A 21,109-nucleotide genomic window follows, 5' to 3' on the forward strand; every position below is an offset into this window, starting at 1 on the left:
CCCTATTAATTCTCTCAGCGGTTCGTGAGAAAAAAAATATCAACGAAGTTAGCTAAGGCGGACTATTGGTTTTAAACCTGCGTTGGTGGCTTTTGATTGTATAGCCGCCACTTCTAGTTGCTCTTCTCAGATATTCTCTAGGCTTATATAGCCTTTCCTAATGACATGAAATACATAATAGCCCCCTCTTCGCTTGCGGGGAGGGGGTTGGGGGTGGGGTTCTTGTACCTCACTCAATTGAGAACCGTTATAAGGCTTTATCCCACTCTAATTGATGAGCTAAATCATACTTGATAAAATCTTCTACTTTAGCTTTATCGCTTTTCCCAAAAACACCTAAGCTGTAAGGATTATCTTGCATACGTTGTGTAACTTGCTCTTTTTCAAATCGAATAATTTCCTCTCTAGGTTTATCTGGTTTAAAAAAGTCTACAACCAATACAGTTCTATTATAATTGGTGTAATTATGCGGACAATGTGGATAGCTGTGATCTAAAACCAGAAATTTCCCTTCATGCCAATAAAGCTGCTCATGGCATATTTTCATCGCCACATCCCCCTCTGGCACAATCAATCCTAGATAGCCACGATTCATATGAGGGTTATAGTTCACATGTAGCTTGATATCTAAGCCAGGATGGAATGTACCATAATACACATTTCTGATAATCTCATCATTGAGAAAGTTCACATTTTTTATCACCTTAGCCAAACTTGGAAAATATTTCTCTCTTAATGCAAGTGCTTTTTGTGATGCATCATCTGACCCATAATCAGGATATTGTATTTGATACGCCTGAATATATTTTTCAATAAACATACCTTGAAATAAAATACCAAAAGCACTGTATTTTGCATCACCCTTAGTTTTAATCGTTTTACTTTTAGGGCCTAAAATCTCATAAGTGAGTTTTAACTCGTCATCAGATGCATCCTTAATAAAGCGGATAAACTCATCTCTAATCACTTGCCAATTATCTTCAAAACTTTTGAGAAAAGTAAATTTTTTGGGGTCTATATGATACTCATTAAAACTTTCCATTGTCTTTTCTCCTGAAGATGATTTCATAAAAAACCGTTATATAATGATAGGATTTGGTCTGCGTCCCGGTATGATGTTGGAATTCCCGACTAAACTCATTTTAGTGTGAGGTCTACTGTGTCTGAAACTCCCCTATTAGATCAAATTATCAAAAATGTGCGGGTAGTTCGTCCCCATCAGGATGCAATCGAACTACTTGATTTAGGAATTAAGGATGGAAAATTTGCTCAGATTGCCCCTAATATTAGCCCAGACACAGGCAAAGAGGTATTTGATGGCAAAAACTTGCTGGGCTTTCCTGGGGTCGTAGATGCCCACATGCACATCGGTATCTATCAACCCCTCGACAAAGATGCTGTGACTGAAACCAAAGCAGCCGCAATGGGAGGCGTGACTACCAGCTTAAATTACATCCGTACAGGACAGTATTATCTTAACAAAGGCGGCTCCTACCGCGATTTTTTTCCAGAGGTGTTGGCTTTATCGGCAGGTAATTTTTTTGTAGATTATAGCTATCACATCGCACCGATAGCTAGCCAGCATATCGACGAAATACCTTTATTGTTTGAAGAACACGGTGTTTCTTCGTTTAAAATCTTCATGTTTTATGGCGGCTATGGGTTGCATGGTTTGTCAGACCAGCAAAACCTCTTTTTAATGATTAATAAAGAGGAACGATACGACTTCGCTCATTTTGAATTTATTATGCGTGGTCTAACTCGTTTGATGGAAAAACATCCAGAAGCGCGAGATACTATCAGCTTGAGTTTGCACTGCGAAGTTGCAGAAATTCTCAACGCCTACACCAAAATAGTTGAAAACGATTCTAGTCTTAGCGGATTACACGCTTATAGTGCAGCACGTCCTCCTCATTCCGAAGGGTTAGCAATTTGCATTGCTTCTTATTTGGCACATGAGACTAACTGTGCAAATATCAATTTATTGCACCTGAGTTCGCGTAAAGCAATGGAAGCAGCTTTGACTATGCAAACTGCTTTTCCTCATATCAACTTTCGGCGAGAAGTTACTGTCGGACATTTGCTATTAGATGTCGATACCCCTAATACAATTTGGGCAAAAGTTAACCCTCCGATTCGTCCCCGTGCCGATGTGGAATACTTATGGCAAGCAGTACTCAACAATCAGGTAGATTGGATAGTTAGTGACCATGCTTGCTGTTCTGCTGAACAAAAAAGAAGTGCTAAAGACCCGAATAATATTTGGTTAGCAAAGTCTGGTTTTGGTGGTACAGAATATTTACTTTCTGGTGTATTTAGTGAAGGTAGCAAGCGGGGGATGTCCTACAACCATATCGCTAAATTGTTATCTTGGAACCCATCGCGGCGCTTTGGTTTGTTAGAAAAAGGTGATATTGCCATTGGCTATGATGCTGACTTAGTGTTGGTAGACCCCAATGAAACCTTTGTGGTACGTGCGGCTGAGTCGGAGTCACAACAAGGTTATACACCCTTTGAAGGAGTAGAGTTAACTGGGCGAGTGAAGAGTACTTTTTTACGGGGAAATCTTATTTACAACAATGGGCAGGTTTTAGGTTCTCCTAGTGGGCGCTATTTAAAAAGAACATAGAGTTTTAAACACTTGTATTGTCCAGAAACTCCATAACTACCTTTGATATCTCTTCAGGTATTTGGTTCATCATGCAGATGGTTCCACCTGGAAAATCCACAACCTTACCGTGAGGAATTGCTTTTGTAATGAAAAAGCGATCTTTTTCTTTTGCTAAACCCAATTTTTCAAATTCTTCCACATCATGAATACCCCATAACATTAGGGTTGGACATTTTATCGAACTAAATCTTTCTGCCGCATCTAGGCAGTAATGGCCTACAGCCCAAACTGCATATAAAGGATAGCCAAAGCATTTCAAATCATCTAAAACCCAACGATGATTTAACTCAGCAGAGCCTGCATAACTGGCACGGGCTGACCATCTTTCGATTAGGTGTGAACCATCTTCTTTGATGTTAAACCCTTTAGTAAATCTCCTTGATAGCTCCGCTTTGCCCTCTTCACCGAAGCCTGCTACATTGCACAAAATAATTTTTTCAACACGCTCAGGAGAAGTTGCTGCAACTTCTCCCGTTATAAAAGCGCCAAAGTGATGTCCAAGAATACTCGTTGTTTTTATACCTAGCTCATCTAAGAGTGTAATGACAGTTTTTGCATAGTCTGCAATAGTGTACATTCTCGGTGGTTTATCGGAGTCACCAAAACCCATCATATCCATCGCTATCACGCGGTACTTTTTTACCAAAATGGACATTAATTCTCGATATTCGTCACTACTGCGAGGGTTCATATGCAGTAGTAATAAAGGCTCTCCTTCACCGCCTATCCGATAAAGAATCTGTCCATCTTCAGTGTCTAAAAAAGCTCGCTTGATTGGTTTATTCATAGTACCCTGATAAATTTAGAATTTATATCAGCCTTTATTTAACTTCTTCAGCAAATTACTTTTTCTGTGCTATGTTTTGTAACCATTCAATCAGGGGTCTTAAGGTTCCTGGCAATGCTGCCTCACTGACAGTCACTGTATGCTGCTTACCGTTATCTTCTACTGTTAACTTATACTGAAAGCGATCGCTCTGGGGATTTGGCGAAGTAATTAGTTCAGGTAGCCTAAATAAATCAGCAACTTCCACCAGTCGGGGAAGTGTCGCAGCTTCATGTGGCGGGAGAGTGTCTGTATCAACGGTTGTCTTCTTGCTGATCCCGGCAAAGCCGCCCGTGCGTTCAAATGATACCCGCATTTTTTTGCTCTCCGTTGTGTTATTTAGTTGGGATAAATACAAAGATTGGGAGATGATAGTTCTCACCTCCCAGTTTAGTAACAACAAACAACAGATTTATCTGTCCTGAGTGCTAAGTATTGACTATTTACTCCTAACTCCTAAGTCTAAATAACTCCAACCTTTTGCCAAGCGTTCTGCACAGCTTTCTGCTCATTACTGTCATTACCGTAGAGTTCGCCAGCAACTTGAATGGTGACGTTGGCAGCTTTTTTAAAATCTGCTTTGGGACGCAGGCGATCGCGTAAAGTTACATACCATATTTTACCAGCTTTTTCCCAAGCATAGCCACCAATCTCAACAGCCGCTAGATAAAAGGCATAGTTAGGGATTCCTGAGTTGATATGCACTCCAGCATTATCTTCAACACCTGTATATTTATCTTTGATATGGGCTGGTTGAGGATCTTTACCCAGTACTGGATCATCATAAGCTGTTCCCGGTGTTTTCATCGAGCGGAGGGCAACACCTTTGACAGTGGGTACTAAAAGACCTTCACCAATGAGCCAGTCTGCCTCTTGTGCAGTCTGATTTTTGGTCTTTTGTTTCACCAGAGAACCAAAGACATCAGAAAACGACTCATTCAGTGCGCCTGGTTCGCCATAATACTGTAAACCCGCTTCATACTGAGTTATCCCATGAGTTAACTCATGTCCAATCACATCAATTGATTTCGTGAAGCGTTGAAACAGTTCTCCGTCACCATCACCATAAACCATTTGGTCGCCGTTCCAAAAGGCATTGTCATATTTGACGCCATAATGCACGGTGGAGTCTAAACGTAATCCTTTGTCGTCAATAGAATTGCGATCGAAAATCTCATGAAACAAATCATAAGTCGCACCCGCAGCATCGTAGGCTTCATTAACTGCTGCATCACTGCTTGGTGGATCTCCTTCAGCACGTACCAATGTACCAGGAAGTTGCTGGCCATATTTGGCATCGTAGATAGTGCGGCGCTTCTCACCCGGAGAAGGTGCAAAGGATACATTACCTATGACATCTCTGCGTCCGCGAAGCTGTGCCGAAACATTTAATGTATGAAAAGCCCAACTACGCTGCTGGGGATTCCCATTTACAACTACATTTTCCAACATGTGGGGCGGGACAATACAACAAATAGAGCATCTAGAGTAAAGTAGATGCTCATGCTTGAACCCGGCTGATTTCTTTTTATTTCGAGCCATCCAAGATATTCTCCTTTTGAAACTAAGTGATGGCAAACAGTGGCTTGAACTCCACTAGAGAAAGGAGCAGAAAAACGAATCTAAATCGCGTGTCCCTGGTTTCTTTTCTGAAGAAAATTTTCTACTCTGTATTTTCGGATAGGTCTGTAGAGGATTGATAGTACCCGTGAGGGTACTTCTGATATGGAAATATTGTATAAAAGCACAAAGCCAGCTTAATTACGGCAAGTTTCAGCCAAAATCTTTGCGTGAGTTAGCAAGACCTCCTTTACAGTCCTAATGAGTTTATATATTAGTTCTGATCGAGGAATTAATGTTATTTATTGCTATTTTGTTACTATCAAGCTGTTAATGCTATAAATACCCATTGGAGACAGGAAAATCCCAAATATAGACATCCAAAGCCTCAAATTTTCACAGCCAGCCACCAAAGACCGCCAGACCATAATATTTCCAAGGCACTGCAACTATCTTAAATCCAGCTTTGCTCAACATTTGTAAATGAGCATCCAAAGTAGCTAGCTGGTCTTGACTGGAGTAACATTGGGTGCTACTCGCGCCAAGCTTCGCACGAATGCCAGTGTCAAAATCCGCAGTATTTGCGAATACCTCTCCGGGAAATACATTTTGCATAGGAATTGGAAAAAATAGACAAACTCATCAATATTAATCATTCCCAAGGTATATACTACATCGGTGGGAGGAACTTTTAGTATTAAAATATCGGAGGTGAACTACCCAACACCCATCTGAGTACAGATAGGGTGTGGGCTTCCGGTTTCATCGACAGATGCCTTTCTACCTTTCGGATTATTGGACTTACTCCGCCTCAACTCGGCAATAACGGGATTCCCTCCGCCATTAGATAATATCCGAATACCTTCTGTCCTTATATTTAAAGCGGCGTTGCCATCACGATCATGATGAGTATTGCACTTGGGGCAATCCCACTCTCTCACATCTAGCAGCAATTCATCTAGAATATGACCACACCAGGAACAGGTTTTTGAACTGGGGAAGAATCGACCTATTTCCACAAGTTGTCCGTCTCTGTCCTTCAACTTGTAATCAAGAAAATTGATAAACATTCCCCAGCCCACATCGGATATTGATTTTGCTAGCTTGTGGTTTCGCACCATTCCCTTAACGTTGAGATTTTCTACAACGATGACTTGGCTTTCGTCTACCAGTTTTCTGCTGAGTTTATGCAAAAAATCCTGGCGGGAATTTGATACTCTTTCATAAACCTTAGCTACAAGTTTTTTGTGTTTATTTCTGGAATTACTTCCTTTAAGTTTTCGAGCAAACTTTTTCTGTGTTCGAGCTAGATTTTTCTCGTGACGATATAGGTGTTTTGGGTTGGAATGCTTAGTAACTTTTTCACCATCATGAACAATAGCGAAGTCCTTTAAACCCAGATCAATACCAAGTATTTTATCGCCACTTGATTCATGCACAGTAGATTCTACCTCAACTAGGATTGAGGCGAAGTACTTGTCTGTAGCGACGCAGATTAAATAAGTTACGACTATACGCAGGAATAAAGGATACAACAATGACTCGCGTTGTCGAAGAACTTATTGACTCGTTGAAAATCCCAGAGAGTGGCAATTCGTCAACGACCAACATTGCTGATTAAACGTAGTTTAATCAGCAATGTTGGTCAATTCCGACGCTCGTTCGCCCTTGGCGTCTCCCCTTGGGAGAGGACTCGCTACCGCTTCTCTACGAGACGCTACGCGAACGCTATCATTGCCCAGAATTCATCCTACACTCCCCTGAGTACAGGGTGAGATGTGGGGCTTCTTCTGCTTTAAGCTAAAATATGTCTTATGTCTCGTTCCCAGTCTCCGACTGGGAATGTCTAATGTGAGGCTCCGCCTCTTACAGCAAATCGCAATCAAACGCACCACGGATAAAAGTACTAAAACCAATGCTGGGCTTTATTTTAGAATTAATTTTTGTAGCGGGTTTGATAAAAAACTGCTGTAACTTGCGGCAGAGCCGCAATGAGGTGCATTTCCAGCCAGAGGCTGAAAACGAGGTTTTGAAAGTTTATGAACAAAGTTAATTCTGAGCAGCCTGATATCACAGATAACGATATGCTCCCAGAATATGATTTTACAAATGGTGTTCGTGGGAAACATTACCAAGCTTATCGGCGTGGACATACTGTTACCATTTATCAAGCTGATGGCACAACTGTTGTACAGCACTTTACCCTTGAAGATGGGGTAGTGATGCTTGATCCCGATGTACGAGAATATTTTCCTAATGAAGAAACTGTCAATCAGGCTTTACGCACATTGATTAGTCTGTTCCCGAAAAATCACGAATCAATTACACCTGAATCTGTTGAATAATCTGCATCGTCTCTACACTAACTGTGCAGACTCTTTGTAGTAAATCTATTACCTTTTCTTTGTAATCTGCAAATCGATATGTATTGAATTTTTCAGCAATTGTCGGGTCTTTAGGTTTCTTTTCTTTGTATTGATCTAAAAGGATGTTTGAAAAGTCTACGCTTGTATCTAGATCCCCCCTAGCCCCCCTTAAAAAGGGGGGAATAACGTTCTCAAAGTCCTCCAATTTATCGGAGGATTTAGGAGGATCTAAAGTTTTGGATACCTCAGTCACCACTTTTCAAATAACCTCTAATATCCATTCCAAAGCACAACGATTACCAAGGCGATATTCCCAAGCAATTTTGGGGACGCCTTCTAAAGTGCTTGTATCATCTAAAATAATGGTTCCATTGGCTGTATCAGCTTTAAGTTTTGCCTTTGGTGTCCTATTATTATCTTCAGCCAAAGGTAAATCAATTCTAAATTGGTGCGTTACACTCTGTTAACGCACCCTACCAATTAAGACACCTACTCGTCAATTTGACCAACGCGGCGGATATTCAAAATGTCGCTCATTTTCTTAATTTGGACGAACACTTGCTCTAGTTGAGAGCGATCGCGTATATCTATTCCTAAGTCCATCAATGCAGGTTGACCAATAGAGGTTTTCACCTGAGCATGGCGGACATTGATCCCTTGGTCACTCAATCGTGACAAAATATCCTTTAGCACCCCTACGCGGTCAAGGGCTTCAATTTGAACATCCACTGGATAGGTATGCGGACGACCACTATTTTCGGCGCTTGGGTTCCACCTAACTGGTACTAAACGCTCATACTCCACAGTCTCCAGATTATGGCAGCCTTGGCGATGAATTGAAATCCCCCTACCTCGCGTTACCACACCAATAATCGGTTCGCCAGGAATCGGGGTACAACACCCAGCTAAATAATACACCAAACCTTCTACCCCAACAATTGGCGAATCTGTGGAGCGAGAGGTAGTTGCAGGTGCATCTCGCAAAGCTTTTGATGTGGTTGGTTCTTTGGGGATAAATAGCGGCACAGTAGAAACTGGTTGTTGTCCCTTCGCTACTTCTCGCCAACGATTTAGCACTAGGTTCAAGGTAATTTCTCCGTAACCCAAACCGGCAAGTAAATCGTCCACACTGTGGTAGTTACACTTTTGGGCGACAGTCTCCATCGCATCCGACTTCAGCAAACTATCAAAACCAGTTTTACCTAGTTCCTTTTCTAACAATTCCCGTCCACGAGCGACATTTTCTTCCCGGCGCGATCGCTTGTACCATTGTTTTATCCGATATTTCGCTGCCGAAGTTCTGACAAAGTTCAACCAATCTAAACTCGGATGGCAGTTCTTTTGAGTGAGAACCTCTACAATATCGCCATTTTGCAGCCGCGTTGACAGTGGCACCATTCGCCCATTCACCCGCGCCCCTGAACAGTGGTTTCCTACTTCCGTATGAATGCGATAAGCAAAATCTACAGTGCTTGAACCGGGACTTAAAGGAACAACATCCCCCTTAGGGGTGAAGACATAGACATCATCTTCAAATAAATTATCTTTGACGCTATCAAGATATTCTTGTGCATCCTTGAGATCAGTTTGCCATTCCAGCAGCTGCCGCAGCCAAGTAAACTTGTCATCTGTCGCTGTCAAATGGCTAATGCTAGAACCTCCTGTTTCTTTATACTTCCAATGGGCGGCAATCCCATACTCGGCGATATGATGCATTTCGATTGTCCGAATTTGCACCTCCAAAGGACGACCAGTTAATCCAATCACCCCAGTGTGCAATGACTGGTAACGGTTAGGCTTTGGCAGTCCAATATAGTCCTTAAATCTCCCAGGAATTGGCCGAAAAGCATCATGAACCACCGCCAACGCCCGATAGCAATCCTGATTGGTTTGAACAATAATCCGCAGCGCTGCCAAATCGTAAATTTCATGAAATTCCTTTTGCTGCCGATGCATTTTTTGGTAAATGCTATAAAGGTGCTTGGGACGACCACTGATATCCTGAAAGTGGATTCCGGTTTCCTGCAAACGTTCTCGCAAAATGTCTGTAGCTTTGGCCAATTTCTCTTCTCGCGCCGTCCGTTTTTCGGAAACGTACTCTTGCATTTGGCGAAAAGCTTCCGGTTCCAAATACTTAAAAGCCAAATCTTCGAGTTCCCATTTAATCCGCCAAATCCCCAAGCGATTGGCTAAGGGTGCGAATATATCTCGCGTTTCCTGGGCACTGCGGCGGCGGCTGGCCTCTGACATATATTGTAAAGTTCGCATATTATGCAAACGATCTGCCAATTTCACCACAATTACCCGAATATCTTGCGCCATTGCCAAAAACATCCGCCGGAAGTTTTCGGCTTGGCTTTCGGTTTTGCTGGTGAAATTGATTTTAGAAAGCTTGGTGACACCTTCGACCAATTGTCGTACTTCTGGGCCAAAGCGTTCTTCTATGTCTTGACTTGTAACTTCTGTATCTTCGACGACATCATGGAGAAATCCAGCTGCTATCATAGCAGCACTGCCTCCCAAGTCACGCAGCAAGTCAGCCACAGCAATGGGATGAGCAATGTATGGTTCTCCCGATTTGCGGTATTGACCTTGATGCAGTTGGTAAGCAAATTCAAATGCCCGGCCAATTAAGACTGCATCATTATGCCTTCGGTCATCTTCCGCTTCGCCGTTACTTGTCGATGACTCCTTCAAACATTTTTTCAACCATTCCGGAATGGCTAGATCAAGTGATGAATTTATCGCTAGACTGCTCATAGAATTGGGTTTAGAGTGGATCGGTAGATAGGTGAATGATAAATAAAACTAGCAGCATCGCCCTGAAAAAATGCTGTTGCCCAAAGACGGGTGGAAAAAGCAGTGTAAGGATGATTCTCCAATTGCCGATAGCGCAGCCTTAGCGACGCCGAAACGTCTGGTAGTCATCCAGTTTGAGCTTCAAGGATCATAAAAAAAGAAAATCCATTGATGGCAAACAAAGCCTCAAACCAGAATTTGAGGCTTTTAGTGGTGATAAGTCTTTAAGAAAGTTTATTGTAGAAGAAAAATAACTTGACATTAATACTATCTTAACTAGCACTGGATGTCTTTAAACCGTGAGAAATATCTAGCATTTGTAAACTTGCTAGAGCAATTACGCTCCGATGCCACAACTACCCAACTCGTTGCACTCGAACTGCGGCAACGTGTAGCCACGTTGCAGCAATTTTTCGGGCAAGAGATTGTGCCTTTGGCTGATGAAAACTGGCGAGTGCAGTCTTATCAAACAGAGATGAGCAAGCAATTGCGCCTGTTGGCAATAGATATGATGTTTTTCCAAGGAGCGCGGCAAGCATCTACTGTACAAACGAGACTTCAAACGATTAGCGATCGCTTGACAACCCTCATTCAATACTGTGATGCTATTCTGCAACCAGAAGCGGAGGGAGAAAAATAACAATTGTTCACCTTTTTCTCTAATTTCTCCATCATCTCATTTATGAACTATACTGGAAAGTTATTTTGGTAACAAGTTGGGAATGGGGAGTTAGAAGTTATAAGAATTCTTCCCATTCTCTTTCAACCAGCACTAATACCTTTGAGCAGAAGATTCATGGTGCGGCGCATGTATGCTTCTACTGGCTCGGTTGTGGGTTTAAAGATCAGTGCATAATATAGTGACCCGCTCACAAGATCGATAATTAGGTCTACATCTGCATTATTGTGAATTTCGCCTCTAGACTTGGCACGCTCAAGTACTTGAGAAAAGGCTTCACGTCGGAATTTTGTATATTTTGTCCAATAGACTTCGGCAAACTGAGGATTGCTAGACGCTGTACTAATTATCAGCGCCAGTGTCTGACGACCAAGGGGACTATCTATTTTTTTGGCGGCATTATTAATCAGGATATCCATGTCTCCCCAAAAGCTGCCAGTATCGGGGATCGCTAAATCATCCCTCAAACTTTCTATCGCGTCTGCAACTAGTTCTTCTTTGGAAGTGTAACGCCGATAGATCGTCGTTTTGCCAACTCCAGCACGGGCAGCGATCGCTTCTATACTCATGCTTTCATATCCTACCTCTGCAAGCAAGTCTAAAGTCGCTTGCAGAATAGCTTGGTCGGCTTGGATGCTGCGTGGGCGTCCAGAGGTGCTGTTGATTTGCTTACTCATAAAAATATCATCCCCAAGCAATATCTTTTTGGCCATTTACTCTTACTTTTGGGCATAGAACATAGCTTCTGGGAAACAAATAAGCCTCATAACCCAATTCTCATGCACTAAAACAGCAGCAATGACCATCCATCTTTAGCATAGGTATTTCTGCCACTTTTCATGGAAAACTCTCTTGACCATTTTTATATGATACGCTACCGTAGCGTATATATACAATACTTAATTTTAGCTTTGGAGTAACCCAACTAAGGCATTGCTTGACATCTCCCAAATATTATTTGTGCTAAATAATGGCTACCAACATTAAACCTTCTAGTTTTGACCAATTTGGTTATGTCCACGGCCCATTGAAGTGGGCGATCGCTTTGACGGCTTCTCTGGGTGCAATTCTAGAAGTAATTGATACCAGTATTGTTAACGTTGCCCTGACGGATATGCAAGCTAGCCTTGGTGCAACTGTCAGCGAAGTAGGCTGGGTGGTAACTGGATATGCGATCGCTAATGTCGTCTTAATTCCCTTATCTGCATGGCTGGGAGATTACTTTGGACGCAAAACCTACTTTATCTTTTCGTTGATTGGCTTTACCCTGGCCTCGGTTTTATGCGGGTTGGCATTTAATCTCCCGATGCTAGTTTTGTCTCGAATTCTTCAAGGTTTATGTGGTGGCGGGTTGCTAGCTAAAGCCCAAGCGATTTTGTTCGAGACTTTTCCACCTGCTGAACAGGGATTCGCACAGGCAGTTTTTGGGATAGGTGTAATTTCTGGCCCAGCCATCGGCCCAACTTTAGGGGGATTCTTGGTAGATGGTTTGGGCTGGCGCTGGATTTTCTTTGTGAATATTCCTTTCGGGATCATTGCAGTGGCGATGTCCTTGGCATTTTTGCCCAAAGATAAAGATAAGAGCGAGACACAAAGTCAAGCCGTCGATTGGTTCGGGATTGGGTTTTTGGTGATTGCTATTGGCTGTATGCAAACTTTGTTAGAGGAAGGAGAGACAGACGACTGGTTTTCCTCCAGTTTCATCACCACGTTGGCGATCGCTAGTATTATCGGCTTAGGGTTGTTTATTTGGCGAGAACTGAAAACAGATCACCCGGCTGTAGATTTGAGAGTTTTGCGTCACCGTTCTTTAGCTGCGGGAAGCGTTCTCTCAGCTGTGGTGGGTATGGGACTTTATGGCACACTCTTTGCTGTGCCGATATTTGCTCAGAGTGTGCTGCACTTCACGGCAACGCAGACAGGACTATTGTTAGCACCCGGTGCTTTAGCGTCTGCGATCGTTATGGTTTTATTAGGCAAACTGTCTAATAAAATTGATGCCCGATTTTTAATTGCAATGGGCGCTGTCGGATCATCTGGAGTCATGTTTCAACTAGCAGCAATTACCCCACAAACTGGCATAGATGATTTATTTTGGCCATTGGTATGGCGTGGGGCTTTTACTGTATTGATGTTTCTGCCTTTGAGTTTGGCAGTTTTAGGCCCGCTACCCAAACAGGATATTTCTGCCGGCTCTGGTTTCTACAACCTTACCCGACAACTCGGTGGTAGCATTGGCATTGCTCTACTCACCACTTTGCTTGACCGACGAGAAGCTTTTCATCGAGCCATCCTGTTAGCAAAACTTAGTCCTTATGACCCAGAAACCAGTCAGCGCCTCGATGCCCTCAACGGGGCACTCCAAGGTCAAGGTATGGATGCGACAACGGCTCAACAACAAGCACTAGCTTTATTAAGTCAAACAGTAGATATTCAATCTGCGGTTTTGTCTTACGCAGATTGCTTTCGAGTGGTAGGGGTAGGGTTCCTTTGCTCATTACCTCTGTTGCTATTTCTGGGTAAAGGCGGCGCAGGAGCGAAAGCGCCAGTCGGTCACTAAAGGTAAGGTAAGAAATTCCCTGATGACAAAACTACGTAAAAACACGTGTTTTAAACGATTCTCTGTCGGCAGTCACAGAAGAAAGTTAATACACACGGATTTATCTCGATCAAAAAAAGTAAAAGTCCCACTCAAAACTGAGTGGGACTATGTGAAGTCTTATTGCTAAAATTAGAAATCTTGATCTTAGAAAAAGTTCATTATTGTAATAATTCCAACGCTGGTTAACATCATTAAAGCGCCCATAATTATAGATTCGCTTAATGGACTGCGGGATTTTGAATTGTTCATTTAAGTAAATCCTTTTTGTTAATAGTTACTTAACCATATCAAAATCAGTATAAATATGCATGAAAGTAGTGTAAAACTTAAATTCCCGTAAACTTTCTTAGTAAATACTATTATTTATCTCTATGTAATAATTCTTACTGGGCATTGGGTATGGTTATTCTTCTTGTCCCGATTCCCACAATGTAGTAATTTCCGAACAAAATGATTACCTTATCTCCGAGCGGAATACGGGCCTTTATAGGATAAGATCAATATCAAGCAAGGTAAAAATATTTGAATAGAAGATTATCATGACAGTCTCCACGGCATCTAGAAACCAAGCGATCGCTTTTGACTTAGAAAAATTAAATCAGCAATTTGAAACTGCCACTCCCAAAGAAATACTGGCATGGTCTATAGAAAATATCCCAACGGGACTGGTGCAAACAAGCGCCTTTAACGTGGATGACATGATAATTACCCATATTCTTTACAGTGAACTGAAGCATCCCGTTCCTGTGATCTTTCTCGACACTTTGCACCACTTCCCTGAAAGCCTAGAATTAGTAGCCAAAGCCATACAAATCTACAACCTCGATCTGCAAACTTTCAAAACTCCCGACGTAAACACCCGCGAAGCCTTTGAAGCCAAATACGGCGACAAACTTTGGGACACGGATATTGCCAAATTCCACCACATTACAAAAATTGAACCACTGCTACGGGGTCTAGATGAACTCAACAGCATCGCTTGGATTACCGGACGCCGACGGGATCAAGCAGTAACCCGTGCGAATATGCCCATATTTGAATTAGACGGTAAAGGTCGGCTGAAAGTAAATCCTATAGCTACCTGGACACGTCAAGACAGCTGGGTTTATGTGGCTGAACATGGAGTCATCTACAACCCCCTCCACGACCAAGGTTATCCCAGCATCGGCGACCAACCCATCACCACCAAAGTAGGCGAAGGCGAAGACGAACGCGCCGGACGCTGGCGGGGAAGTGATAAAACAGAATGTGGAATTCATATTTAGTTGTTACGTATTGGTCATTAGTCATTAGTATTTAGACAAATGACTAATGACTAATGACTAAGGACAAATATGATTAAAATCCTCCACCTCTCCGACATCCACATGGGAAGCGGCTTCTCCCACGGACGAATTAATCCGGCAACGGGATTAAACACACGATTGGAGGATTTTGTCAATACATTGTCTATATGTATTGACCGAGCGCTCACAGATACCGTCGATATGGTGATATTTGGTGGTGATGCTTTCCCGGATGCTACACCACCGCCTTATGTACAACAAGCTTTTGCTAGCCAGTTTCGCCGTCTGATGGATGCCAATATTCCCACAGTGCTGTTGGTGGGCAATCATGACCAACATTCCCAAGGACAGGGAGGAGCGAGTTTAAATATTTACCGCACTTTGGGAGTGCCAGGGTTTGTTGTCGGTGATACATTAACTACGCACTGCATCCAAACCCGTAATGGCAAAGTGCAAGTAATTACCCTGCCTTGGCTGACTCGTTCGACCTTGATGACTCGCCAAGAGACTGAAGGTTTATCTTTGGCGGAAGTCAACCAACTATTAACGGAACGTCTGCGAGTTGTTCTAGAAGGGGAAGTCCGCCGTCTTGACCCCGATGTGCCTACTATCCTTTTGGCTCACTTGATGGCTGACAATGCTACCTTGGGCGCAGAACGCTTTTTGGCAGTAGGTAAAGGCTTTACTCTACCCCTATCTTTGCTGACGCGACCTTGTTTTGATTATGTAGCGTTGGGACACGTCCACCGCCATCAAAATCTGAATAAATCTAACAACCCACCGGTGATTTATCCAGGCAGTATTGAGCGGGTAGATTTTAGCGAAGAAAAGGAAGACAAAGGCTATGTAATGCTGGAACTTGAGCGGGGAAGCGCTGAGTGGGAATTTTGTCCCTTAACAGTTCGGACTTTCCAAACCATTGAGGTGGATATCTCAAAAGCAGATGATCCGCAAGCGGTGTTAATGAAAGCGATCGCCAAGTATGATATTCAAGATGCTGTAGTGCGGCTAATTTACAAACTCTGCTCCGAACAGATGGATTTAATTGACAGTTCTTCTCTACATACTGCTTTAAGTCCCGCTCACACCTACACCATTCAAGCAGAATTAGTAAGTCAATTAGCCAGACCCCGGATTCCTGAATTGAGTGCAAGTAGTAGCATCGACCCAATGGAAGCCTTGAAAACTTACCTAAACAATCGCGAAGACCTCAAAGATATAGCAGCATCAATGATGGATGCTGCCCAGAAGTTGCTAGCAGATGATGTGGAAGTTTGGCTGAAAGCAGCAACTAATGAGTAGGATAAAATAATTCGTGATTCGTAATTAACAATTCTACAAATTCTTGCTTATTTGTTAGGAAATTCATATACCGATAAACCCAACTTTGGGATGATTGCCACGGGAAGCGAATAGATGTGTACTGAGTTTTTTCAAACATCAAATACGATTTCTATATATTAGTTACCATTAAGTAATGGAAAAATGTCTGATATTTGAATAGTAGTGATTACAGGAGTCAGCAGACAATGAAAATTAGAGGAATCAAACGCGGTCAAACTATTGAATTATTAGAGCAAATTCACAGTATTCCTGATGGGGCAGAAATAATCGTTAATCTAGAACTTACTTCTACTAAACCTGTTGTAGAAAAACTAGACTTAACAGATGAAGAAAAGCTAGCAAAATTGAATAAATTATTTGGAACTTGGCAAGAACAACCAGAGTTAATCGATATCTTTGCTGAAATTGACCAGCAACGTCATACTTCCCAAGGAAGGGGTATAGACTCAATAGATAAATAGAAGAAAGAATAATGTATCTTCTAGATACTAATATTTGCATTTCATTGCTTAACGGCAATCCCAAAGTAGTAGCTATATTTAATCGCTATTTCAGCCAATGCTATCTATCTACAATAGTAGTTTCAGAACTTTACAAAGGTGTTTACTGTTCTAAGAGGATGTTTTAAAAGTCCTCCAGTCGGTAGCAAAACGTTTTAGATCCCCCTAAATCCCCCTTAAAAAGGGGGACTTTTAGAGACTTTCCCCCCTTTTTAAGGGGGGTTGGGGGGATCAACAAGTGCCTAAAATTACAGCCGACCACTTTTAAAACATCCTCTAAACAAGTTGAGAAAAATTTAGAAACACTAGCACAACTAACTGAACTATTATCCATTGAGCCATTTGATATAGATGCTGCCAGAGAATTTGGTAAAATCCAAAGTGAATTGAGGCAAATTGGTAGACCAACAGGAGAAGTAGATGCACTAATTGCTGCTGTTGTCCGTTCTCGTAATGATATTTTGGTTACGAACAATATCAAAGATTTTGAAAATATACCTAATTTGCAATTAGAGAATTGGTTAGAGTCGCAAAAAGGCTATATGAGTATTTCTACAAGTAAGCGATCGCTTGATTATATATTCTCACATCAGGAGCGATCGCTCTTTCAATAATCAGAGAATATACTATCTATAAATTCAGGGAAGTTGATGATGAAGCGAGAATTTAATCTAATTCTCGAACGAGATGCAGATGGCTACTTTGTTGCTTGCGTCCCAAATCTTCCTGGTTGTCATCCGCAAGCTAAAACTTTAGATGAGTTAGTGGAACGCATTAGAGAAGCGATTGAACTTTGTTTAGAATTTGAGGAAGAACAGCAGGATTCACTCGACTTTGTTGGTATTCAACGAGTCGCAGTTGAGATATAAGTCAATTCCCAAGATTATATTTTCTCACAATAGGGGCGATCGCATTGCTAAATCCCAGCATATCTTGATTCAGTAATGAGTGCGATCGCTAAATATGATATTCAAGATGCTATGGTGCGGCTACTTTTTTTTTAAACAGCTTTAGTAGCTAAAGAAAGTCGAGTTTCCACTACTGTTTTGTATTACTCATCACATATTTTTTAGCCAATATTATGTACTAATGCAATCGGATGTTTTCGCTTTCCCAAAGAAAAACCCGTTTTGTGAAATGCCTTGGTAAAAAAAATTGAAGTCAGATGATAAATATTATTCTATATACCCTATAATTCTCATAATCACGGTATCCATGTAGAAATACCGTAGATTTAGGGGTGATTCCAATGAGCAAGTCGCAACAACCAACACAATTAAGTAAATTCTTGAGTGAGGGGATACAGTCTTATGTCATGAAAGCCTTGCGGACTGTACAACTGTCATCTCAACACGCAATTAGAAGTTGGTTGAATGGACGCAGTATCCAAAGCTTTGTAAGTCTGTTTATTATAAGTATTTTTTTGAGTATAGCCGTTGCCTCCTGTTCTGGAAGCAGTTCAGCTAGCAAAAATGATGTTAAGTTAAAACTCGTTTCATTCTCTGTCACCAAAGCCGCTCATGACCTGATAATTCCCAAATTTATCGAAAAGTGGAAGCAAGAACACAACCAAAATGTCACATTTGAGCAAAGTTATGGTGGTTCTGGCGCTCAAGCGGCTGCTGTCATTAACGGTTCCCAAGAAGCAGATATAGTACATTTGGCACTTCCCCTCGATGTCAGTAAAATTGCTCTTGCGGGTTTGATTAAATCAGGTTGGGAAACCAAAGCTCCGCGAAGTGGTATTGTGAGTAGATCGGTTGCTGCGATCGTCACTCGCGAAGGCAACCCCAAAGGCATCCAGACTTGGGCAGACTTGGCAAAAGATGGCGTGAAAGTGATTGCGGCTAACCCAAAAACTTCTGGTATTGCTATCTGGGAATTCTTGGCTTTTTGGGGTTCGGTGACTTTAACAGGTGGTGATGAGGCAACAGCGCTAGATTATGTCACCAAAGTTTATAAGAACACCCCAATTCTAACGAAAGATGCCCGTGAAGCTAGCGATTTATTCTTCCAAAAAGGTGAGGGAGATGTCTTAATCAACTACGAAAATGAGGTGATTTTGGCAGCGAAAAATGGAACGAAGTTGCCTTATGTTGTACCCCAAGTCAATATTTCCATTGACAATCCTGTAGCGGTAGTTGATAAAAACGTTGATAAACACCGTACAAGAGAAGTTGCACAAGCATTTATTGATTTTCTTTACTCGACAGAAGCTCAACGGGAATTTGCAAAATTACAATATCGTCCTGTTAACCCCACCGTTACTCAAGAAGTAGCATCACAATATCCGCCAATTAAAACTTTATTTACATCTCAAGATTTAGGTGGTTGGGATATTATCCAGAACAAGTTTTTTGGAGATGGGGCAATTTTTGACAAAGTTCAAGCTGCGAGTAAAGCATGATATCTCTTTGTTTCATGCTGCATTCTCTACAGTTTGTAGATAGCCAAGTCACTTTATCTCAATAGATAATTTATGAGCTTTCATAGCAGATTTAAGAATAGCTTTTTTCTCACATCTTTAATACTCGTTACGAACAGTATTACTGCTTGTAACAGCGGACAAGAATTAAAAAGTCAGGTGAGTATTGATGGTGCTGCTGTAGGTTTTCCTGTTTCTTTAGCAGTTGCAGAAGAATACGAGAAGGTTAAACCTGAAGCTAAAGTTAGTGTTGCCTCAAGTGGGACTGGTGGTGGTATCAGTAAGTTTTGTGCTGGCGATATTGATATTGTTGGTGCTTCTCGTACCATTAGAGACGAAGAAATAAAAAAATGTAAAAGCAAGAATATTGAATTTGTTGAATTGCCTATAGCTCTAGATGGCATCGCCGTGATTGCTAACCGTCAAAATAACTTCGCCAAATGTCTAACTATTAAAGAGCTAGGCAAAATTTGGGGCGCAAAATCAGATGGTAAAATCTTGACTTGGAATCAAGTTAATCCCAAATTCCCTAATCAGAAGCTGAAGCTATATGCTCCAGCTTCTGATACTGGAACCTTTGATTATATGACTCAAGCTGTTACTGGCAAAGCGAAGAATGGCCGTACAGATTACACTCCCAGTCACAATCAAAACCTCCTAGTACAAGGTGTATCCGGTGATGTATCAGCCTTGGGTTATGTCGGGATATCTTACTACATTCAAAACCAAGAAAAACTTAATCTGGTAGCTGTAGAAAGTCCCACCGGAAAGTGTGAAAAGCCAGTTCCTGTAGATAATGTCATCAAAAATATCTACACACCTTTGTCTCGTCCCCTGTTCATCTATGTCAGTAAAAAATCCTTAGATACCAAGCCAGCAGTTAAAGAATTTGTAGATTTTTATCTAGAAAATTCTTGGAAGTGGGTAGATAGTGTTGGTTATGTGGCATTACCAGATGAAGCTTACGTCAAAGTCAAACAAAAATTTGCTACTGGTGAAACTGGGACAAAATTCAAAAAAGCAAAACCAGGTGAACCAATCACAAACTTTATTTAAATGAAATGCGAATCATTGTAGTCTCAGTGTAGTTAAAACTTAGCTGTTTATGCAAAATCTCAATTCTCAAGAAGATCCTTATCTACTATCTAGACAGTCACTGGATAAAAATCCATCTGAAGATATCTCTGAAAAGATTGTTGGCTTAATTTTATTCGCTTGTGCTTTAGTTTCGGTTTTGACTACTTTTGGGATTGTTGTAATTATCTTTCAGGAGACATTTGGTTTTTTCCAAGAAGTTTCCTTTGCTGAATTCTTTCTTGATACGAAATGGACACCTCTATTTGCAGATAGACATTTTGGCGTTTGGCCCTTGATTAATGGCACTTTCTTAACAACAGCTATTGCAATGGCAGTTGCTATTCCTTTGGGTTTATCCTCTGCCATTTATTTGAGTGAGTATGCTCAACCAAAAGTGGCAGCAGTTTTACGTCCAGCAGTGGAACTTTTGGCGGGCATACCTACAGTAGTATATGGTTACTTTGCGCTGTTATTCGTCACACCATTGCTACGGAATATTATCCCTCTGGAAATATTTAATGCCTTAAGTGCAGGGTTAATGATGGGAGTAATGATTACTCCTACTGTTGGTTCTATCAGCTTAGATGCTATTAAAGCAGTTCCCCGCTCTTTGCGAGAAGGATCTTATGCTTTAGGTATCACTAAACTAGAAACTATTTTTAAAGTAGTTTTACCAGCTGCGCTTTCTGGAATTATCGCCTCAATTATATTGGGTATTTCTCGCGCTGTGGGTGAAACAATGACTGTCCTCATCGCCGCCGGACTACAGCCAAAGCTGACTGTTAATTTTGCCGAATCAATAGAAACAATGACAGCTTACATGGCACAAATTTCTGGAGGAGATAGTCCACGTGGTAGTCTAAATTTCAAAACATTATATGCTGTAGGTGCTGTTCTGTTTATAATCACCCTAGCTTTGAATATTGTCAGTTACTGGATTGCAAATCGCTTTAAAGAAAAATACGATTAATAAG

General features: G+C 41.5%; 18 protein-coding genes and 4 pseudogenes. 13 read left to right on the forward strand and 9 right to left on the reverse strand.

Annotated features, from left to right (window positions below; genetic code table 11):
- Positions 1-247: 247 nt before the first annotated feature.
- Complete coding sequence (locus V7K62_RS02025; protein ID WP_334861470.1) at positions 248-1,042, reverse strand: aspartyl/asparaginyl beta-hydroxylase domain-containing protein; 795 nt, start codon at positions 1,040-1,042, stop codon at positions 248-250.
- Positions 1,043-1,159: 117 nt separating this feature from the next.
- Between V7K62_RS02025 and V7K62_RS02030 the strand changes: the two genes are divergently transcribed.
- A complete protein-coding gene (locus tag V7K62_RS02030) occupies positions 1,160-2,629 on the forward strand; it encodes an amidohydrolase family protein (protein WP_334861158.1) in 1,470 nt (489 codons plus the stop codon).
- A gap of 4 nt (positions 2,630-2,633) precedes the next feature.
- Here the strand turns inward: V7K62_RS02030 and V7K62_RS02035 are convergent, their stop codons facing one another.
- The 5 genes and pseudogenes from V7K62_RS02035 to V7K62_RS02055 all read right to left on the reverse strand — a co-directional run.
- Positions 2,634-3,458 (reverse strand): alpha/beta fold hydrolase, encoded by an 825-nt coding sequence (locus V7K62_RS02035; protein ID WP_334861160.1) that lies wholly within the window; start codon positions 3,456-3,458, stop codon positions 2,634-2,636.
- A gap of 55 nt (positions 3,459-3,513) precedes the next feature.
- Positions 3,514-3,813 carry a protealysin inhibitor emfourin gene (locus tag V7K62_RS02040; protein ID WP_334861162.1) on the reverse strand — a complete coding sequence of 100 codons (300 nt, stop codon included), beginning with the start codon at positions 3,811-3,813 and terminating at the stop codon, positions 3,514-3,516.
- A 146-nt stretch (positions 3,814-3,959) separates the two neighbouring features.
- Positions 3,960-5,039: a M4 family metallopeptidase gene (locus V7K62_RS02045; RefSeq protein WP_334861164.1), complete on the reverse strand. Its 1,080-nt coding sequence runs from the start codon at positions 5,037-5,039 to the stop codon at positions 3,960-3,962.
- 414 nt (positions 5,040-5,453) lie between these two features.
- Positions 5,454-5,621: pseudogene (locus V7K62_RS02050) on the reverse strand (class I SAM-dependent methyltransferase); the annotation flags it as partial.
- 152 nt (positions 5,622-5,773) lie between these two features.
- Positions 5,774-6,535: pseudogene (locus V7K62_RS02055) on the reverse strand (RNA-guided endonuclease TnpB family protein); the annotation flags it as partial.
- A gap of 561 nt (positions 6,536-7,096) precedes the next feature.
- On the opposite strand from V7K62_RS02055, the gene V7K62_RS02060 reads away from it, so the two are divergent.
- Positions 7,097-7,402 (forward strand): hypothetical protein, encoded by a 306-nt coding sequence (locus V7K62_RS02060; RefSeq protein WP_334861168.1) that lies wholly within the window; start codon positions 7,097-7,099, stop codon positions 7,400-7,402.
- A gap of 280 nt (positions 7,403-7,682) precedes the next feature.
- On the opposite strand, the gene V7K62_RS02065 is transcribed toward V7K62_RS02060, so the two are convergent.
- Positions 7,683-7,850: a type ISP restriction/modification enzyme gene (locus V7K62_RS02065; RefSeq protein WP_334861170.1), complete on the reverse strand. Its 168-nt coding sequence runs from the start codon at positions 7,848-7,850 to the stop codon at positions 7,683-7,685.
- 62 nt (positions 7,851-7,912) lie between these two features.
- Complete coding sequence (locus V7K62_RS02070) at positions 7,913-10,183, reverse strand: RelA/SpoT family protein (RefSeq protein WP_334861172.1); 2,271 nt, start codon at positions 10,181-10,183, stop codon at positions 7,913-7,915.
- A gap of 325 nt (positions 10,184-10,508) precedes the next feature.
- Between V7K62_RS02070 and patD the strand changes: the two genes are divergently transcribed.
- A complete protein-coding gene (gene patD, locus V7K62_RS02075; protein WP_334861174.1) occupies positions 10,509-10,862 on the forward strand; it encodes a heterocyst frequency control protein PatD in 354 nt (117 codons plus the stop codon).
- A gap of 122 nt (positions 10,863-10,984) precedes the next feature.
- Here the strand turns inward: patD and V7K62_RS02080 are convergent, their stop codons facing one another.
- Positions 10,985-11,578, reverse strand: coding sequence for a TetR/AcrR family transcriptional regulator (locus V7K62_RS02080; RefSeq protein ID WP_334861176.1), 594 nt, complete (start codon positions 11,576-11,578; stop codon positions 10,985-10,987).
- 293 nt (positions 11,579-11,871) lie between these two features.
- Here V7K62_RS02080 and V7K62_RS02085 point away from each other — a divergent pair, with 293 nt between their 5' ends.
- The 10 genes and pseudogenes from V7K62_RS02085 to pstC all read left to right on the forward strand — a co-directional run bounded on the left by V7K62_RS02085 (position 11,872) and on the right by pstC (position 21,105).
- On the forward strand, positions 11,872-13,461 hold the full coding sequence (locus V7K62_RS02085) for a DHA2 family efflux MFS transporter permease subunit (RefSeq protein WP_334861178.1): 1,590 nt from the start codon (positions 11,872-11,874) through the stop codon (positions 13,459-13,461).
- Positions 13,462-14,042: 581 nt separating this feature from the next.
- Positions 14,043-14,768: a phosphoadenosine phosphosulfate reductase gene (gene cysH / locus V7K62_RS02090; RefSeq protein WP_334861180.1), complete on the forward strand. Its 726-nt coding sequence runs from the start codon at positions 14,043-14,045 to the stop codon at positions 14,766-14,768.
- A gap of 69 nt (positions 14,769-14,837) precedes the next feature.
- Positions 14,838-16,091 (forward strand): exonuclease SbcCD subunit D, encoded by a 1,254-nt coding sequence (locus V7K62_RS02095; protein ID WP_334861182.1) that lies wholly within the window; start codon positions 14,838-14,840, stop codon positions 16,089-16,091.
- Positions 16,092-16,318: 227 nt separating this feature from the next.
- Positions 16,319-16,594, forward strand: coding sequence for a hypothetical protein (locus V7K62_RS02100; RefSeq protein ID WP_334861184.1), 276 nt, complete (start codon positions 16,319-16,321; stop codon positions 16,592-16,594).
- 11 nt (positions 16,595-16,605) lie between these two features.
- Positions 16,606-16,743: pseudogene (locus V7K62_RS02105) on the forward strand (type II toxin-antitoxin system VapC family toxin); the annotation flags it as partial.
- 165 nt (positions 16,744-16,908) lie between these two features.
- A pseudogene (locus V7K62_RS02110) lies at positions 16,909-17,163 on the forward strand (type II toxin-antitoxin system VapC family toxin); the annotation flags it as partial.
- Between the two features lie 120 nt (positions 17,164-17,283).
- The gene (locus tag V7K62_RS02115; protein WP_334861186.1) at positions 17,284-17,502 is read left to right on the forward strand and encodes a type II toxin-antitoxin system HicB family antitoxin; all 219 of its coding nucleotides are present in this window, start codon (positions 17,284-17,286) and stop codon (positions 17,500-17,502) included.
- Positions 17,503-17,882: 380 nt separating this feature from the next.
- On the forward strand, positions 17,883-19,040 hold the full coding sequence (locus V7K62_RS02120) for a sulfate ABC transporter substrate-binding protein (protein ID WP_334861187.1): 1,158 nt from the start codon (positions 17,883-17,885) through the stop codon (positions 19,038-19,040).
- A 72-nt stretch (positions 19,041-19,112) separates the two neighbouring features.
- Positions 19,113-20,114: a PstS family phosphate ABC transporter substrate-binding protein gene (locus tag V7K62_RS02125; protein ID WP_334861189.1), complete on the forward strand. Its 1,002-nt coding sequence runs from the start codon at positions 19,113-19,115 to the stop codon at positions 20,112-20,114.
- A 49-nt stretch (positions 20,115-20,163) separates the two neighbouring features.
- On the forward strand, positions 20,164-21,105 hold the full coding sequence (gene pstC, locus V7K62_RS02130; RefSeq protein ID WP_334861191.1) for a phosphate ABC transporter permease subunit PstC: 942 nt from the start codon (positions 20,164-20,166) through the stop codon (positions 21,103-21,105).
- The last annotated feature ends 4 nt before the right edge of the window (positions 21,106-21,109 follow it).

Origin of the sequence: Nostoc sp., assembly GCF_036917935.1 — a bacterium.
In the GTDB taxonomy this organism is placed as follows: Bacteria; Cyanobacteriota; Cyanobacteriia; order Cyanobacteriales; family Nostocaceae; genus Nostoc.